At 40.9% G+C, this 18,239-nt stretch carries 18 protein-coding genes; 6 read left to right on the forward strand and 12 right to left on the reverse strand.

Annotation, left to right across the window (positions count from 1 at the left end; genetic code table 11):
• Positions 1-13: 13 nt before the first annotated feature.
• The 6 genes from tyrA to ffh all read right to left on the reverse strand — a co-directional run bounded on the left by tyrA (position 14) and on the right by ffh (position 4,989).
• Positions 14-1,147, reverse strand: coding sequence for a bifunctional chorismate mutase/prephenate dehydrogenase (gene tyrA, locus ABMY41_RS05870; RefSeq protein ID WP_063527371.1), 1,134 nt, complete (start codon positions 1,145-1,147; stop codon positions 14-16).
• A gap of 265 nt (positions 1,148-1,412) precedes the next feature.
• Positions 1,413-1,772, reverse strand: coding sequence for a 50S ribosomal protein L19 (gene rplS / locus ABMY41_RS05875; protein ID WP_054551733.1), 360 nt, complete (start codon positions 1,770-1,772; stop codon positions 1,413-1,415).
• 33 nt (positions 1,773-1,805) lie between these two features.
• Entirely contained in the window at positions 1,806-2,573 is a 768-nt protein-coding gene (trmD, locus tag ABMY41_RS05880) for a tRNA (guanosine(37)-N1)-methyltransferase TrmD (RefSeq protein WP_054551734.1), read from the reverse strand.
• Positions 2,573-3,106, reverse strand: coding sequence for a ribosome maturation factor RimM (gene rimM / locus ABMY41_RS05885; protein ID WP_054561890.1), 534 nt, complete (start codon positions 3,104-3,106; stop codon positions 2,573-2,575). The genes trmD and rimM overlap by 1 nt, the downstream gene beginning before the upstream one ends.
• Before the next feature lie 17 nt (positions 3,107-3,123).
• Positions 3,124-3,372, reverse strand: a complete 249-nt coding sequence (rpsP, locus tag ABMY41_RS05890) for a 30S ribosomal protein S16 (RefSeq protein ID WP_054551736.1) — start codon at positions 3,370-3,372, stop codon at positions 3,124-3,126.
• A 240-nt stretch (positions 3,373-3,612) separates the two neighbouring features.
• A complete protein-coding gene (gene ffh, locus ABMY41_RS05895; RefSeq protein WP_054551737.1) occupies positions 3,613-4,989 on the reverse strand; it encodes a signal recognition particle protein in 1,377 nt (458 codons plus the stop codon).
• A 243-nt stretch (positions 4,990-5,232) separates the two neighbouring features.
• Between ffh and ccsA the strand changes: the two genes are divergently transcribed.
• From ccsA to ABMY41_RS05910, 3 genes are all read left to right on the forward strand, one after another.
• On the forward strand, positions 5,233-6,036 hold the full coding sequence (ccsA, locus tag ABMY41_RS05900; RefSeq protein WP_054551738.1) for a cytochrome c biogenesis protein CcsA: 804 nt from the start codon (positions 5,233-5,235) through the stop codon (positions 6,034-6,036).
• A 61-nt stretch (positions 6,037-6,097) separates the two neighbouring features.
• Positions 6,098-7,366: a CNNM domain-containing protein gene (locus tag ABMY41_RS05905; protein ID WP_175082058.1), complete on the forward strand. Its 1,269-nt coding sequence runs from the start codon at positions 6,098-6,100 to the stop codon at positions 7,364-7,366.
• Positions 7,367-7,531: 165 nt separating this feature from the next.
• Positions 7,532-8,371: a mechanosensitive ion channel domain-containing protein gene (locus tag ABMY41_RS05910; RefSeq protein WP_054561892.1), complete on the forward strand. Its 840-nt coding sequence runs from the start codon at positions 7,532-7,534 to the stop codon at positions 8,369-8,371.
• A 17-nt stretch (positions 8,372-8,388) separates the two neighbouring features.
• On the opposite strand, the gene ABMY41_RS05915 is transcribed toward ABMY41_RS05910, so the two are convergent.
• The 4 genes from ABMY41_RS05915 to ABMY41_RS05930 form a co-directional block, all read right to left on the reverse strand.
• Positions 8,389-10,563: an exonuclease domain-containing protein gene (locus tag ABMY41_RS05915; RefSeq protein WP_251602646.1), complete on the reverse strand. Its 2,175-nt coding sequence runs from the start codon at positions 10,561-10,563 to the stop codon at positions 8,389-8,391.
• Positions 10,564-10,629: 66 nt separating this feature from the next.
• Positions 10,630-10,818, reverse strand: a complete 189-nt coding sequence (locus ABMY41_RS05920; RefSeq protein ID WP_054553751.1) for a DUF3185 family protein — start codon at positions 10,816-10,818, stop codon at positions 10,630-10,632.
• Positions 10,819-10,893: 75 nt separating this feature from the next.
• On the reverse strand, positions 10,894-12,303 hold the full coding sequence (locus ABMY41_RS05925) for an ATP-binding protein (RefSeq protein ID WP_175078958.1): 1,410 nt from the start codon (positions 12,301-12,303) through the stop codon (positions 10,894-10,896).
• Positions 12,303-12,977, reverse strand: a complete 675-nt coding sequence (locus ABMY41_RS05930; protein WP_289096763.1) for a response regulator transcription factor — start codon at positions 12,975-12,977, stop codon at positions 12,303-12,305. The genes ABMY41_RS05925 and ABMY41_RS05930 overlap by 1 nt, the downstream gene beginning before the upstream one ends.
• Before the next feature lie 175 nt (positions 12,978-13,152).
• On the opposite strand from ABMY41_RS05930, the gene ABMY41_RS05935 reads away from it, so the two are divergent.
• The 3 genes from ABMY41_RS05935 to ABMY41_RS05945 are packed head-to-tail and all read left to right on the forward strand — an operon-like array spanning position 13,153 to position 17,138.
• Entirely contained in the window at positions 13,153-15,096 is a 1,944-nt protein-coding gene (locus ABMY41_RS05935) for an LTA synthase family protein (RefSeq protein WP_289096764.1), read from the forward strand.
• A gap of 15 nt (positions 15,097-15,111) precedes the next feature.
• Positions 15,112-16,737, forward strand: a complete 1,626-nt coding sequence (locus ABMY41_RS05940) for a phosphoethanolamine--lipid A transferase (protein ID WP_287245786.1) — start codon at positions 15,112-15,114, stop codon at positions 16,735-16,737.
• A gap of 20 nt (positions 16,738-16,757) precedes the next feature.
• Positions 16,758-17,138 (forward strand): diacylglycerol kinase, encoded by a 381-nt coding sequence (locus ABMY41_RS05945; RefSeq protein ID WP_175082805.1) that lies wholly within the window; start codon positions 16,758-16,760, stop codon positions 17,136-17,138.
• On the opposite strand, the gene ABMY41_RS05950 is transcribed toward ABMY41_RS05945, so the two are convergent.
• A complete protein-coding gene (locus tag ABMY41_RS05950; protein ID WP_054564076.1) occupies positions 17,135-17,368 on the reverse strand; it encodes a hypothetical protein in 234 nt (77 codons plus the stop codon). The two genes, ABMY41_RS05945 and ABMY41_RS05950, sit on opposite strands and share 4 nt — an antisense overlap.
• Positions 17,369-17,447: 79 nt before the next feature.
• Positions 17,448-18,191, reverse strand: a complete 744-nt coding sequence (locus ABMY41_RS05955) for a hypothetical protein (protein WP_287245789.1) — start codon at positions 18,189-18,191, stop codon at positions 17,448-17,450.
• Positions 18,192-18,239 lie beyond the last annotated feature (48 nt).

Here is an 18,239-nt window from a genome sequence, read left to right on the forward strand (position 1 = left end):
AGATTAGAGCTGTTTAATCTAGCACTTTTGCGTCGTTTGCTTTATTGAGTAAGCTGCGACTTTGCGTTAAGAAATGTGCTGTCGCATCTGAGAAGTATTCTTTTGCATCAGCAAATGCGGCAATCAATGATGCTTTATCCCCAGCTTTTAGCTTTTCGAGCGTGTCTGCAAAAGTATCTTGGTAATTGGCAAGCAGTGCTTCTACATCGTCGAATTGCGCTAACATGATGTCAGAATAAAGCTCTGGAGATTGAGCAAATAAGCGCCCTACCATCATTAACTCTAATTGATAAATGGGTGATGAGCAGCTGCGAAGCTCTGCGAGTGTATGGCTTTGCTTGGCAAGAAACTGGCCATATACAAAAGTTGTTAAGTGGCGCATAACCTGAATGATCTGCATTGCTTCATCGTGTTTTTTAGCATCCATTTCAACCACCTGGCAGCCCCAAACTTGTAGTTGTGCCATTAACCCTTTAGCCACTTCATGATCTCGCCCTTCACACACGACGACCGTTTGCTTTACCCAGTGTGAAATATCTGGGCCAAACATGGGGTGTAAGCCAACTACAGGGCCGCTATGAGCCGCCATAAGTGCTTTTAAAGGTTTTTGCTTAACAGAGGTAATATCAACCAGTAAACAGTCATCATCAAGTGTTGGTAGCGCTGCGACGACTTGCTCAAGCGCATTAATTGGCACACTGACAAGAACCAATTTTGCCCCTTTTAATATCGTTTCACTTTGTGCTTGCTGTGCTTTATCTAAAATACGCACTTCATAACCTGAACGAGTAAACTGTTGTGCAAATAGCTGACCCATGGCACCTTCACCACCAACAATTACAATAGGTGATAACTGAGGTGCAACACAAGCAAGGCTACCTTGCTGATTCTGATAGGCTTCACGCATCATACGACGCAGGATATCTTCAACTAACTCAGGGTTAACCCCTTGTGCGATTGCTTCTTTACGACGTGCCGCGAGTAAATCAGCCTCGCGATCAGGTGCATGTAATGGAGCACCGATTTGTTGCTTAATTGCGCCTATTTTTTCTGTAATCCCATTACGCTTTGCCAGTAATGCCACCAATTGCGCATCACATTCATCTATTCCTGCTCTTAAATCAGCTAGATCATTCACTGTTACCACGTTACCACACCTCAAACCCTAAAAACGTAAATATTTATATACAAAAAAGTAAAGATTTTAATACAAATTATAGTAACAGGATAACAGCCAAAGCACAAAGCCCTAACGTGCATATAGCATAGCTTATGAAGGGATAATAGATAATTTAGAAGGGAGTATTTCGGTATTTCTCAGGGAAGGAAAATTTTTTTGCGGTATAAAAACCAAAACGGGTTGCAACCTAAGGCTGCAACCCGTTTTATTTTGCGTTGTAAAACAGCGCGTATTAGTTAAGTTTTTCTCTAATACGTGCAGATTTACCAGAACGCTCACGTAGATAGTAAAGTTTCGCACGGCGAACTGCACCGCGACGTTTAACTGAGATACTATCGATAAGAGGGCTGTGCGTTTGGAATACACGCTCAACACCTTCACCGCTCGAGATTTTACGAACTGTGAATGCTGAGTGAAGACCACGATTACGCTTAGCGATTACAACACCTTCAAAGGCCTGTAGACGCTCTTTGTTACCTTCTTTTACACGTACCTGTACAACTACTGTATCACCAGCGCCGAATGCTGGTACGTCTGTTTTAAGCTGCTCTTCTTCAAGCGCTTTAATAATATTTTGGTTTACTTTTGCCATTATATTTCTCACTTTCCTAGGTGTAACTGTCTTCTAGCCACAAGCTTGTTGGTACTCTTGCTGAAATTCAGCAAGGAGTGCCGCTTGCTCCTCAGTCAGAGCTAGGTTATGCAACAAGTCAGGACGACGAAGCCAAGTTCTACCAAGTGATTGCTTTGTGCGCCACTTAGCGATTTCTTGGTGGTTTCCGCTGAGTAATACAGCAGGCACCTGTTTATCATCCAATGTCTCTGGCCGTGTATAGTGAGGACAATCAAGCAAGCCATTCGAAAATGAATCCTGCTCAGCTGACTGGTTATGACCTAACACCCCTGGTACTAATCGTGCTACTGCATCAATTAGCGTCATCGCGGGTAGTTCACCACCACTTAAAATAAAATCACCAATTGACCATTCTTCGTCAACGTATGATTCTATAATTCGCTCATCTATACCTTCATAGCGACCTGCAATTAAAATCAGCTTTTCTGATTGTGCAAGCTCGCTTGCACCTTGCTGATCTAATTTGCGCCCTTGCGGGGACATATAAATTACTTTTGCACCATCACCTGCCGCTTTTTTGGCGTCAAGGATAGCTTGTTTCAATGGTTCAACCATCATTAACATGCCAGGACCGCCACCATAAGGACGATCATCCACGGTTCTATGCTTATCAGTGGCATAGTCACGTGGGTTCCAACAGTTAAAGTCGATTAGACCATTTTTAACTGCGCGACCTGTTACCCCTTGGGTGGTAATCGCATCAAACATGTCCGGGAAAAGGCTTATCACCCCTACCCATAGCGAACTCGTTTGTGACATTAAAACCCTGGGTCCCAGTCTACGGTAATTTCTCTTGCATCATGTTTAACTTCTTTAATAACAGAATCTGTTAAGAAAGGAATTAAACGCTCTGCTTGGCCAAATGCATCTTTTTTGTTTGCTTTCACAACCAAAACGTCATTTGACCCTGTCTCCATTAGGTCATCAACAGTGCCTAAGTTATAACCTTTATCAGTTACAACAGACATGCCGATCAGATCTCGCCAATAGAATTCACCTTGCGGTAATTCTGGTAGCTGCGCTGCATCTACTGAGATTTCTGCATTGGTTAAAGCCATTGCTTCGTCTCGGTCGTTTACTTGCGCAACTTTAGCGATAAAGCCTTTGTTGTGGCGACGCCAGTCGACCACTTCTAAGGTCTGCCATTTACCTTGTTGCCCTATCAACCATGGGCTGAAATCGAAGATCCCTTCGGGATCATCAGTAAATGAATGCACCTTAAGCCAGCCCTTTATACCATACGGGGCACCGAGCTTTCCTACTGTAATATACGAGGTGTTCTCTTGACTCATGGTTACTCTTACGCCTATTAAGCCGCTTTACGAGCGTCTTTAACTAACTTAGCTACGCGATCTGAAAGAGATGCGCCTTGACCTACCCAGTGATCAACACGAGATAAATCTAAACGTACTTTTTCTTCCTGACCAGAAGCGATTGGGTTAAAGAAACCTACTTTCTCGATGAAGCGACCGTCACGCGAGAAACGGCTATCCGCAACCACAATTTGATAGAAAGGGCGTTTTTTAGCGCCACCACGTTGCAAACGAATAGTTACCATACCGTCCTCTACATTAGATTGACTGTTTTCATTAATAAGATTTACTCCCCAATACGGGAAGCTGGGGAATTGTACGAGTTTTTTGCAACATTGCAAGTAAGAACTGCTGCAAAATGTAAGTTTAGTTGATTAAACACTGATCTGGGCTTTAAATCTTACATGCGGCTAACAACTACGCATAAATTATCTACAAAAAAAGGAGCTATATGCTCCTTTTTATACACTTAATAAACAGCACTATTAAAATTTAGGGCCGCCACCCATCATACCTGGTGGTAACATGCCTTTCATGCCGCGCATCATTTTCTTCATGCCACCTTTGCCTTTCATCTTCTTCATCATCTTCTGCATTTGCGTAAACTGCTTAAGCAGTTTATTGATTTCTTGCACCTGAGTGCCAGAGCCTGCAGCAATACGTTTTTTACGCGAGCCTTTGATGATTTCCGGGCGAGCACGCTCTTTTGGCGTCATAGAGTTGATGATAGCTTCCATTTGTACGAAAGTTTTATCACCCATCTGGCCTTTTACAGCGTCAGGTAGGTTTTGCATGCCTGGCAGCTTATCAAGCATCGACATCATACCGCCCATGTTCTTCATCTGACGAAGTTGCTCTGCAAAGTCATCTAATGTGAAACCATCACCTTTAAATACTTTTTCGGCAACTTTAGCGGCTTTCTCTTTATCTACTTTCATTTCGACTTCTTCGATTAATGAAAGTACATCACCCATACCTAGGATACGAGAAGCAATACGGTCAGGGTGGAATGGTTCAAGGGCATCAGTGCGCTCACCCACACCCATAAACTTAATTGGCTTACCGGTAATATGACGAATCGATAATGCAGCACCACCACGGGCATCACCATCGGTCTTAGTTAAGATCACACCACTTAGAGGAAGCGCCTCATCAAATGCTTTTGCAGTGTTTGCTGCATCTTGACCTGTCATCGCATCAACAACGAATAAGGTTTCGATTGGGTTAATCGCACTGTGAAGTGCTTTGATCTCGTCCATCATGTCGTTATCGACGTGTAGACGACCTGCGGTATCAACTAATACCACATCAATGAATTTCTTCTTCGCGTGCGAAATCGCATTGTTTGCGATATCAACAGGCTTTTGTGAAATGTCACTTGGGAAGAACTCAACACCCACTTCATCAGCCAGTGTTTCAAGCTGTTTGATTGCTGCCGGACGATAAACGTCGGCACTCACAACTAATACAGATTTCTTTTTACGCTCTTTTAAGAATTTAGCTAGTTTACCAACACTAGTCGTTTTACCAGCACCTTGTAAACCCGCCATCATCACCACCGCTGGCGGCTGTGCATTAAGGCTTAGCTCTTCGTTAGCTTCACCCATGGCTTTTTCAAGTTCTTCACGAACAATCTTAATAAAGACTTGGCCAGGGCTTAAGCTTTTTGTTACTTCAACACCTACGGCACGTTCTTTAACTTGCTTAACGAATTCACGAACAACAGGTAAGGCAACGTCCGCTTCCAAAAATGCCATGCGGACTTCGCGTAATGTATCTTTTATATTGTCTTCAGTTAGGCGTCCGCGGCCACTGATATTTTTTAAGGTTTTACCTAAGCGTTCTTGGAGATTCTCAAACATGTAAAGGTTCCGATAAAACGTGTTGCACCTGCAATGTACATAAATCAAACAAGTTTGGCGACAATACAGGCAATATTAAAATTTAATTCCTAGCAGTATACCGTAAATGGTGGTCGACAATACAGTGTTCAAGTGTGCAGTTTGAGTTTCTTTTTACAAACTCTATGCTTTTGCCTTGCTATAAAATACAATGGCATCAAAGAGACAAGGATTTATCGATATAAATTAAGTGGCCAAAACACGATGATTATTAGTTTAACTATTATTGCTAGTTTGTTTTATGTGTTAGCAACGTCACATGTGCTATCACGCCTTTTTCACAAACAAGGTCCAAGCCAAAAACTCACAGTCATTCTTAGCACTGTGGCTATCCTTGCTCATATGTTATTACTGGTTAATTCAGTTTTTCGTGCTGACGGCCAAGATTTAAGTATCGTCAACGTTGCCTTATTAACCTGTTGGGTCATTGTGGTGTCGGTAACTGCTGTGTCTCTCAAATTCCCCGCAACTTTATTGCTGCCAGTTGTTTATGGTTTTGCAGCCTTACTGACCCTTGCCAGCTTGTTTATACCGCATCATGTGATTTTGCAATCAATCGATGTTGAACTTGGTTTAGTTACTCACATATCCTTATCACTGCTAGCCTATTGTGTTTTGATAATCTCAACACTTTATGCTGTACAGTTCTACTTTATTGATAAGCGCCTCAAACGCAAAGACTTGGCAATTGTTCACAGCCACCTCCCTCCTTTAATGGTGGTTGAACGTCAGCTATATCAATTACTCACGCTGGGTACTATCTTACTGACTTTTGCTCTCCTTTCTGGGTTCATCTTCTTAGAGGGAATGTTTGCCAGTGAGTTTATTCACAAAACGGTTTTATCGTTAATTGCTTGGCTAATTTTCACTGTGGTCACTGTAGGTCATTTACGTCAAGGCTGGCGTGGTAAGCCTGTGGTGTTTTCGATCATGATAGCCGCTTTTATCTTGTCACTTGCTTATTTTGGCAGCCGTTTCATCCAAGAAGTGGTTCTAAATAAGTTTTAACTTGACTCAGCAAGCTGTCTCTAGCTTAATATGCACTGATTTATAAAAAAAGGATCCATCCTTGGACGACATATCGACTAGTACCCTGTTTATTATATTGGGATTATTGATACTTATTTCTGCTTATTTTTCTGGTTCTGAAACTGGAATTATGTCAATCAACCGTATTCGCCTGCGTCATCTTGCTAAAGAAGAGCACCGTGCAGCGAAGCGCGTCAGCAAACTATTAAGTCGCCCTGACAGACTCATTGGTCTGATATTAATTGGTAATAACCTTGTAAATATCGCTGCAGCACAGGTTGCAACGATTATTGGTATTCGTTTGTATGGTGATCTCGGTATCGCTATTGCAACCGGTGCGCTAACGCTGGTTGTTTTAATCTTTGCCGAAGTAACGCCAAAAACACTTGCTGCGCTCTACCCAGAGAAGGTTGCTTTTCCAAGCTCAATTGTGCTCAAAGGCCTATTGAAAATCCTTTTCCCGTTTGTGGTTATCGTAAACTGGATGACCAACGGCATGTTACGCTTGTTTGGTATTACCACAGCACAAATTGAAGAGCACAGCTTAAGTAAAGAAGAATTAAAAACTGTGGTGAACGAATCAGGTGCACTATTACCTGCTCGCCACCAAAGCATGCTGACTTCAATTTTAGATTTAGAGCAAGTCACTGTTGAAGATATCATGATCCCACGCAACGAAATTGTTGCTATTGATATCAATGATGATTGGAAGCTTATCAGCCGCCAACTTACTCATGCACAGCACACCCGTGTACTGTTGTATCGTGACCAAATTGATGATGCTGTTGGCTTTATTCACTCACGTGATGCACTGCGTCTATTAACGAAAGAGCAGTTTGATAAACCATCACTACTGCGTGCGGTACGTGAAATCTACTTTATTCCTGAAGGCACATCACTGAACACGCAACTACTTAAGTTCCAGCAATCAAAAGAGCGTATTGGCTTAGTTGTTGATGAGTATGGTGATATTCAAGGTCTAGTAACACTTGAAGATATTCTTGAAGAAGTGGTGGGTGATTTCACTACAACGCAAACGCGTACACCGAGTGAAGAAGTAACAGAGCAAGATGATGGCTCAGTACTTGTTGATGGCGGTGCCAATATTCGTGATTTAAATAAAGAAATGGGTTGGGAGCTACCGATTGATGGCCCGAAAACGCTAAGTGGTTTAATTGTTGAATACTTAGAGGACATCCCAGACTCAAACCTAAGTTTGCGTATTGCCGGCTACCCTATTGAAGTTATCGAGATAAAAGAAAATATGGTTAAGTTAGTTAAAGTTATTCCAAGTAAACGCACAGAATAATTTTCTACACAATCTAAACAAAAGGAGTAGCTTGCTACTCCTTTTTTGTTACTTATAGCTGAATTACCTCTGAAGATTCACATTTTATTAGCTATCCTGCACAACCAAACACGAATTCCTCTACTATTATTTTCTTTTGCATATATTGATATAAAAGGGAAAATAATGGACGAAATATCAATCGAAAAAATCTATAACCAAGCTATCGAATTGCTGATGCTTTACGGGCCAAAGTTTATCCTCGCAATACTGGTTTTAATTATAGGTTGGTGGTTAATTGGTAGAATTGCCAATATGGCCGAAAAATCAATGAATAAGGTCAAGTTCGAAGTTGGCCTTACGCACTTTTTAGTCTCCTTTATCTCGGTCATTTTAAAAGTACTGTTGCTGATATCTGTTGCTTCTATGATTGGTATAGAAACCACATCGTTTATCGCAATGCTGGGTGCTGCTGGCCTTGCGGTGGGCATGGCACTTCAAGGTAGCCTTGCTAACTTTGCAGGTGGCGTGCTTATTTTGTTCTTTAAGCCCTTTAAAGTAGGCGATGTAATCGAAGCACAGGGTTACATGGGTACAGTGGTTGAGATACAAATTTTTGTCACTGTTTTACTCACCTACGACAATGAAAAAATCATTATCCCAAATGGCACGCTCTCAAATGGCTGCGTTAAGAATAAGTTTTCAGAGCCAACACACCGCGTTGCAATCGAATTTGGCATTAGTTATGGCGATAATGTTCATAAAGCCCGTGATGTGCTTATGAGCGTGCTTAATGACTATGATTTGATACTAAAAGATATAGAAGATAAAAAACCATCGGTTCATGTTAGCCAGCACGGCGAAAGCCATATTGGCATGTTGGTATGGGCGTGGGTTGAGTCTGATAACTACTGGCCAGTGTATTTTGGCTTATACGAACGCGTTAAAATTGCCTTTGACGCCGCTGATATCACGATTCCATTCCCGCAAAGGGATGTCCATATTCACCAGTTCCCTGGTAAATAACCACTTAAAAGGCGAGGTTAACTCGCCTTTTTTGATTGTGTTTGTTGAATCAGGTTTAACAGTTCTGCTGTGGCAGTTGCATCAGCTAACGCTCTATGATGATTCGTTAAATTCAATTCAAAATGTGCTGCTAAGTTACCGAGCGAATATGACTTAAGCTTAGGAAATGCTTTTCGTGATTCAACTACGGTACATAGCTTTGGCATTTTAAAGCTCTGCCCGATTGCACTGTATTCTTTGCGAATAAAGCTGTAGTCAAAATTCACATTATGGGCAACAAATACGCTACCTTTTAATAGTGAGCGCAGGGTATCAGCAACCTCTTCAAAGCGTGGCGCATCACGAACCATAGTGGCGTTTATCCCGGTTAACTTGGTGATAAAAGCAGGAATACTGCGCTCAGGGTTGATTAAACTCGCCCATTGTTTAATTACTTCGCCCGCTTGTAACTGCACAACGGCTATTTCAGTAATTTTATTATTACCTTGTACGCCACCGGTGGTTTCTATATCGACCACACTGTAAATTCGATTCGGATCATTAAACCAATTTACCGCAACGATATTCACTGCAAAGCCATGTTGCTTTAACACCTCAATACTGACAAGTTGGTTGCGCCTTAGTTTATCGCCTGGGGCTTTCACTTCCTCAAAGGTGAGCTTATCCCCTTTAAGCACCATCAAATCTGGGTAGCCATCTTTGAGCTGCTTAAAGGTTTTTGTCATTTGCAATAAATGCGCTTTTAAATTTGCAAGCGGGCTGTGTTTTATTAATACCTCTAGCGGCTCTAACATATCGCTGTGCCACATAAACATAGCGTTAGGCGCTTCATAAAACTGCCCTACGTTTTTACAAACATATTTATATAAGGCTTCATTGCTAGTGAATTTTGCAAGCTTTTGCTCAATTTGTGTTTGTTGCACTGTATAAAAACAATCAGCCAGTAACACCTTTGGATAAAGATCAAATTCATTACACGGCGGGTGCGGCGTCTCTATAAAAAGTTCTTGCCAAAACGTTAACGTAAAAAGACTCAACCAAAGATTATTCTCGGTAAAAAATACCGTATTACCAAGCTGTTGATAATGCTCACACACTCCTTGCTCTACATCGCCACGATAAATGTCATCAACCTCTAATTGATGCTCTGTATCAATGAGCATTTGTGTTAGGCGTGAGCGTTGTTGCTTATTATATTTACGCTGTAAAAAGTCCTCTGCAAAATACAAAATGCCATCATCAAGCGGGTCTTGAATAACTTGCTCAAGCTTTTGCTCAACCCAGGTTTTATCACCTTGTTTGTAACGCTGGCGAATTGCTAGCTCTTGCGCTTCACTGCTACCTTCACAGTGCTCAAGTAATTCAAATGCAAATGCTAAGTCATGCTCTTTAAGCTGCTTATATAAGCGGATCAGTAATTTGTTTTTGATACTCTGGGCTAATTCATCTTCAGATCTAATGGCTAAAAGTGCTTGGGCTAAGTTCTGATACTCTGTGTGTGACTCACTTTCTTTGAACTGCATTCGCAGCTTATTTAATTGATAATGCGTTTGTGCTTCGGCCAGTGTTTGAAAACGAGAGATGCTCTCATTAACATCACCACGTACTTTTGCAATTCCTAAATCACGCATCACAAAACGATTTTGATGGTTGATATCACCGCCACTTAGTCGGCCGCTATGTAAAAACTCGAAGTATTCATAATACTGACTACGGCTATTGACCACGAACTGACTAAACAACGACTCTAATTCACTGTGGTTGCGATCAATATGCTCTTTACACAGTTGGGTTAAGCGCTGTTTACTGGCTGACTTTTTGTAATCAGGTTGAGTCGCCATTAGCTCATCATTTGCTAATAAGGTTAACAGGGTTGGTTTGGTTAAATGCTCAAGTAATAGATCTAATTCGTCGCTGCTAGGATGTGCCACCAGCCCTTGCTGCTTTAGCTTAAAAATAGCACCGTGCAGATTAGGGATCTCTTCATAATTTAATGATGACAACGCGATGATTTTTGGCTTTCGAGAATAAATACGCAGCAAAGTACATAAACTTTGCTCATCAAGCTGAAGGAGTTTTTCAAGAAATAACTGCTGCTCTTCTAAAAGCAGATGCCTGCACTGAGCTTGAATAAATTCAGCAAGCTCAAAGAAGTGACTTAAATAATATTTTGCTGGTAGTTGTGTTTTCATAGCCAAACCCAACACTGTATATAAATACAGTATCAGGTATTAGCTAATTGATTTCAATGTTTGCGGTTATTTAACTTTTAAAATACCCACAATTGCGCAAATTGCGCCCCCGACCATACCGAGCCAAGCTTCAATTGGTGTATCACCACTAAACGTGCGGCTAATTTGCGCACTTGCAGAGTCATACACGTTATATCCCCATACAGCTAGCGCCACACCAATAACGATTAAAGCAATACCTATAATTTTTCCCATCGTGTTGTTCCTTATTGTTATTAATTTCTTTTTGATAACCTCAGTGTTGCACACATATTAAACGCCTGCAAAGCCTTAAGAAATAATCAAACTAAAGGTTATGTTTTGCCCACTTAACGACACCTGAAGTTCAGCATCAATAGCTTTACTTAACGCTTTGGCAATAGATAAGCCTAACCCAAAGTTATCATTAGAGGTTCTGGCACTGTCTTTTTGCCAAAGCGGATCAAATAACTGGCTTATATCTTCTTCTGTTAAGGGTACTTGTAACTCATTCATAACAGAGAATTGCAACTTATTCTCTTTATTCAGTAGCGTGCTTATAGTTACATCACTCTTGTCAGGGCTATATTGCTTGGCGTTATTTACAAGGTTGGTGATGATTGATTCAAGGACAAATAAATTACTGACAATGGCAGGAATATCATCTTGAAACTCAAACTTAATTCGCTCTAAATCATATTTTTCTAAGGTACGTAAAATAACCTGGTTTAAATCACATGCATCTTGCTTTGGAAGTGCTTCATCACTGTACTTATGCAGTAATAATAAGTTCGACACAATACTCTTTAAACGCTGGCTGATTTTTAGCACTTCGGGTTTAAAATCTGCCTCAAACTCTTTTTCATTTGGAAAACGAATGGCCACTTCAGCCATATTAATAAGCTCAGCTATAGGCGTTTTTAACTCATGAGCAATATCCGAGGTTAAGCGTCTTTCACGAAAATAAAGCTGGCGGTTTTCCCGTATAAAGGCATTTAAGCTATCAACAATGGGTTGCAGCTCTTTAACAGGCTCTTTTATTGTTATCACGGCATTTTTATCAGCGATACTGAGCCGGCTAATATCCCGGTTTAGTTTATTCAGCGGCGCTAAAGAGCTGTCGACCGATTTACGCACAAATAGACGAATAAATACGATTACTGACACAGTAGAAACAACAAAAATAACGTCGATGAGCCATAAAACAAAGTCAACTTCTTCTGATGAAGCCGCATAAGCTAAGGTTATGGGTTGTTGCAAAGAGGTGTTAACGCCCTCAATAAAGTCTTCATCATCGTCTAGGTCTAAAGGCGGTATAAAGCGAGTGTAAATAACACGGCCATTGCGACCATCAGGTAACTCAGTATTGATGATTTTTGTCTCGCCAAGCTTTATTTTCTCTAGAGGTAGATTCTTTTGTGAGAAAAGATGCAAGCTTTCTGAACGCGCAAACACGCCAGACTGCGACCAAATTTGAAAATACTCAGTTTCTGTACTGCCAGAAAACTCAGGCATGAATTGCCCTGAAAAATCAAAATCAATTTCTTCTTCGTCAATATCAATCAATGACATAAGCATGCCGGCTTTTGATTTCAAACCACGATTAAATTCGTTATCAATCCAACTATCAACGGCGATATCGGTAGCAACTAAAATACTCAGCACTAGCCCAGTTATAGTAATCGATAATGTGGTTACTAACTTACTGCGAATTGATTTCATTATTTTCCTTGAATGATATAACCAAAACCACGCTTAGTTTGAATAGGTAACTCGCCACCTGCTGCCCTCACCTTTTTACGCGCCGATGATAAGTGCGCTTCAATGGAGTTTTTTGAAACTAAGTCATATTGCCCAGCAATATAGGTACTTAACTTTTCGGCTGTGATCACTTTGTTTTGATTACTAAACAAGCACTCGACTATTTTATATTCGTTGGGGGTGAAATCGATGACAGTGTCGTTAACTTGCAAAAGTTTTAATTGTAAATTTAAAGCCAAGTTATCGATGCGGATCACATCGCTGATTGTTTTCAGGCCGCCGCGACGCATTAAATTTAATAACCTTGCATGCAGCTCATCAAACGAAAATGGTTTGGTCAGGTAGTCATCGGCCCCGGTGAGTAGTCCTTTCACTCTATCTTCTGGTTCTTGCTTGGCAGATAAAATAAGCACACGAACGTCGAGCTGCTTTGCTCTTATGGTTTGTAATAACGTAATGCCATCAATACTGGGTAACATAATGTCGAGTATGATTAATTCGTACTCACCTGTCATTACCATACTCAAACCTTCAGCGCCATCGCCGGTTTCATCAATAGTAAAACCTAGGTTCTCAAGACCAATTCGTAGACTACGTCTTAATGACACCGAATCTTCTATAATCAACAATTTCATATGTTACTCATTTAGGTAAAAAGCCTTTTAGCGTCATCAGCTTACGCTTTGAATCTTAAGATCCACTTAAGATTTACTGAAGTTTTTCTAGTTTAGAAAATATTAAGATTACCATAAGGATTTCTTAAGTTTCGATTCCTAGTATTGCCGTAGTTTCGATTAAGTAAGTACGACTATGACAACAAAACTTTCTGTTTTAAAACCTTTATTCCGTTTTTCATTAATTTTAATGTCAGTATTTATACTGTCGAGAATTACCTTGCTTGTATGGCAACACCAAAGGTTAGCTGATGGCGATAGCCTAGCCGTTTTATTAGGAGGCTTAAGAGTCGACTTAAGCAGCTTAGGCTACTTGTCAGCCTTGGCTGTTTTAATGTTACTCGCTAATGTACTTTTGCGCAGCAAAACCGCTTTATTTCAGCATGTTTTTACTTTTTATAGCAGTATAGTTATAACTTTAATCGTGGTTGTAGAGGCTTCTACTCCCGCGTTTATTACCCAGTACGATGTACGACCAAATCGTTTATTTGTCGAATACCTAGACTACCCTCAAGAAGTCTTTTCTATGCTATTACATGGCCACCTATTTGCCATGATAAGCACCTTAATTATTGCAACGCTTAGTTGTGTGTTTACGTATCGTTATATTAATGCTGCATTTAGCAAACAGCAAAATGCTAAAACGGTTAGCCAAGTGGTGATACTCGTTACAACATTATTAGTTTGCTTAATTAGCGCGAGAGGCACTGTAAGCCATCGCCCGTTAAACCCTGCATTGGTGTACTTTTCAAGTGACTCACTGATTAACTCCTTGGCCCTTAATTCAACTTACAGTGTTGCATTTGCTATTAAAAATATGGGTAATGAAAAAAATGCCAGTAGTTTATACGGTACCATGCCACGTGATGAGATTTTACAAACAGTAAAGCAAGCAGCCTATAAACAGCAGTTTATCACTGAGAGTATCCCTACCCTTGCCAACAACACACCTTTTAACACAGGCAAACAAAAGAATTTAGTGATCATTTTAGAAGAAAGCTTAGGCGCACGCTTTGTTGGCGAACTAGGTGGCATTGGTGTGACTCCTGAGCTAGATAAGCTTTATCAACAAGGCTGGGGCTTTGATAACTTATACGCCACTGGCACACGCTCTGTTCGAGGTATCGAAGCGGTAACAACTGGGTTTACCCCATCACCTTCGCGCTCGGTGGTCAAACTTTCTAAATCTCAGCGTAACTTTTTCTCACTTGCTGATGTATTAAGCCGCACAGGCTATACCACCCAATTTATTTATGGTGGTGAAAGTCATTTCGATAATATGAAAAGCTTTTTCTTAGGCAATGGCTTTAGCGATATTGTCGATATTAATGACATGCAAAACCCTGAGTTTATTTCGTCATGGGGAGCAAGCGACGAAGACTTGTTCAATCAAGCTGATATAGAGCTAAGTGAGCTAAATAAATCAGGCAAACCATTTTTCAGCCTTGTGTTTACCTCAAGTAACCACGACCCATTCGATATTCCAGAGGGTAAAGTAACACTGCCTGAAAGCCACGACCCAGAAAACTACAAACGCGATCTAGCAATCAAATATGCAGACTATGCTCTTGGTAAATTCATCGCAAAGGCAAAAACGCAAGATTACTGGCAAGACACCGTCTTTTTAGTGGTTGCAGATCATGATGTGCGCGTGTTTGGTTCTGAGCCTGTGCCGCTTAAATCTTTCCACATCCCTGCTGTGATCCTAAATAGTGATATGGATGCAAAGCGCGATACACGCTTAGTCAGCCAAATTGATTTACCTGTTACTTTGTTGTCGTTATTAGGCGTTGAGCAAGCAACCCCCATGCTTGGTTATGATTTAACTCAACAATACCCTGTTGAGCGCGCCATGATGCAGTACTACGACAACTTTGCTTACGTAGAAAATGGTGAAGCCGTGATCCTGATGCCAAACCAAAAAGTGAGCTATTGGCGCTATGACTCTACAAGTAAAACGCAAGTTGCCATCGATAACACAGATAGCAGCGTTGAACTTGCCAAAAAAGCCTTAGCACACGTCTTATTTAGCAATTTAGCTTATACCGAACAGTTGTATCGCTTACCAAATAAATCGTAGCGATGAGGAATGATTATGAGCATGCAAATTAAACAACTCCTTACTAAAAAATGGCACGTTAGCTACAGCCAATTTGTCTGGCTGGTGTCGTTGTACTTGGTTATTGCATTTAATGGCCTGTTTTTATTTAACATGCTTGAAGCAGCCAGCAAACCTGAACATGTCAATTGGTTATTTATAGCAAGCGTACCGTTTTTCTTATTAGCACTGACGGCAATGGTGTTAAGTTGGTTATCGCTAATCACCTTTGTTAAACCCGTGCTTTTAACAAGCGTCGTGGTTTCATCGTTGTTGTTTTATGCAACCTTAAATTACGGTGTTATCTTTGATAAAAGCATGCTGCAAAATATCTTAGAGACAAATTCAGGTGAGGCTTTTTCATACCTTAATGTACAAGTTATCGCTTTTATTACTGTGCTAGGCGTACTGCCTGCTTACTTGTTTTCTCGCTTTAAAATTGTCGGAAACTTTCGTGTTCGTCTTAAAAGCTTTGCGCTTCTTAACGTTACAGCGTTTATTGCTGTAGCTGTTATTGCCGTTCCTTTTTATAAAGATTACGCCTCTGTAGGGCGTAATAATCGTCAATTAACCAGCTACATTACCCCCTTTGCATTTTATACTGCGGGCTATAAGTACCTGCGCGATAATTATTTTTATCCACCTTTACCATTTAAAGTCTTAGATAAAACACCGCACCTATTAGCTAAGCAACAAAGTTCACTGACGATTATGGTGGTAGGCGAAACAGCACGCGCAGCAAACTTTTCACTGCAAGGTTACGACAAGCCGACTAATCAATATACCCCTAAACTTGGCGTTAAATATTTCAGTGATGTTAGTTCATGTGGCACCGCAACGGCCATTTCTGTACCTTGCATGTTCTCGCGCTTAGACCGCAATCACTATGATTCACGCATCGCGCAAAGCCAAGAAAATGCCCTAGATATCATTCAACGAAGTGGTGTAGAAGTAACGTGGATTGATAACAATAGCAGCTGTAAAGGGGTTTGTGTGCGGGTAAACTCAGAAACGGTAGAACCAACAAAGAGCAACCCACTTTGTGACGGACGCTATTGTTTTGATGAAGTCCTGGTTGAAGAATTAGCTGCAAAGCTTGCCAAAAGTCATGCGAAGCACCAACTAGTGGTGTTACATATGATTGGCTCACACGGGCCAACCTACTATCGACGCTATCCAGAAAAAGACAGTAAATTTTTGCCTGATTGCCCACGTAGCGATATCCAAAACTGTAGCAGTGAGCAACTTACCAATACCTATGATAATACCATTGCTTATACCGACCTAGTGCTGAGTAAACTTATTAATTTACTGCAAAACAGTCAGGCGGATGACAAAGCCCTGCTGTATGTTTCAGATCACGGTGAATCACTGGGTGAAAAAGGCTTGTACTTACATGGCTTCCCGTATGCGTTAGCGCCTAAAGAGCAAACCCAAGTGCCTATGCTGTTTTGGAGTAATAAACTGGCCGATACCCGCTTTAATCAATGTATCGAACAGCAGCGTAACCATGCTTTTTCGCACGATAACATTTTTGACACCCTACTAGGCTTAACCCATGTACAAAGCACTGAATATCACCCAAAGCAAGATATCTTTAATGCTTGCTCAACACAAAGCTAACGAAATAGAGATTTCATACTATGCAATTTGATAGCACTAACAAACCCATTGGCATTAAACGTATTCGCCTTGCATTCAAAAACTCCCAACGAGCATTCACGTGGTTGGCAAAGCATGAGTCTGCTTTTAAACAAGAGCTGATACTGTTGGTACTTGCCATAGCGGTGGTTTTTGTATGGCAGATTAGTCTGTATGAGAAAATTATGCTGCTTGTATCAGTGCTATTTGTGATGTTTGCTGAAGTCGTCAATACGGCAATTGAAGCCGCCATAGACCGAATAGGCCTTGAAATTCATCCATTATCAGGCCTAGCTAAAGACTTAGGATCTGCAGCCGTACTGATTGCTCTATCGATTTGTGCGTTGGTATGGGGCGGCGTGTTTGTTAATAACCTAAGCTAACTCGCTTTTTTATCATCTGGGGTGTCATTACAAAGTGCACAGTGGCGCCCTTTTGATGAATGATATAAACGGGTTGCGATAAAAATGGCCGTTGCAATAAATGACCAAAGTAGCGCAAAGCCTAATGCGCTCATTGTCTCGTGACCTTTTAGAATTTCCACCATAAATAACAAAATTGCCACCAGCGTAAAAACTTTAGTGGTTCTTAATATCCAAAATTTTGTACCCACAACTTACTCCTTTAAATGAGGCCCCTTTAAGCGAGACTCCTTTGAAAGAATAAGTGTAGTTCAAAATAAGAAAAATCCCCTAAAAACTCGAAGCAAGCTCAGACAATATTTGTACATTATTTTTGAATACCTCTAAAAGCCCCGGCGATGAGTGTTCAGTACCAAGCACTGTTACATGACAAACGTAACGATAACTGTTGTTAGTAAAGGTATAAAAATGATTGCCCCCACTGCCATCAAAACTTAACGTACCGCCGCTGATCACAAGGCTTGGCTCATCTTGCATAGATTGATCAATCCCCCATGCTGCATAGCGGTACTGATTATCAGCCAGTTCATCGATACGAATTAAATGCTGTTTTGTTTGCCACGTAAGTATCGGCTTTGTAAATTCACGAAGGCTTTTGTGTAATGCTTGTTTTTGCTCGTCAATCAGTGCTTCACGTCGTGCTTTTACTGCCTCTGATTCATAAGGCACAGCCCAAATAGAGCCATCAAAGTCTAACCACAATTTGCCTGAATCAAACATGATGCCGCGCCACCCCATCATTTCCCAATCATGGCGAATATTTGAGTTCACGATTTTTTCGACAAACTCTTTATCAAAAATTTGCTCAAAGTTTTCTATAAGCATTTGCTCATTTTCAATTGCTTGCAGCGGCTCTTTGCGCTGCAGTGGATAATGCACTCGCTTAGCAATGGCAGCTTTATCACCTGCCTTAAATGCCGCAACCACAGGTTTGACAATTTTTATGTGTTTTTTTGCGGCAGTTGTTGAAAATGAGATAAGGCAGCCTAATAAAATTACCGCAAAATACTTCATTCAGTTCACTTTTATATTTAGATACTCATGTTATTCAAAGCGTAACAA

Source organism: Pseudoalteromonas sp. BZA4, from assembly GCF_040104395.1.
GTDB lineage: Bacteria > Pseudomonadota > Gammaproteobacteria > Enterobacterales > Alteromonadaceae > Pseudoalteromonas.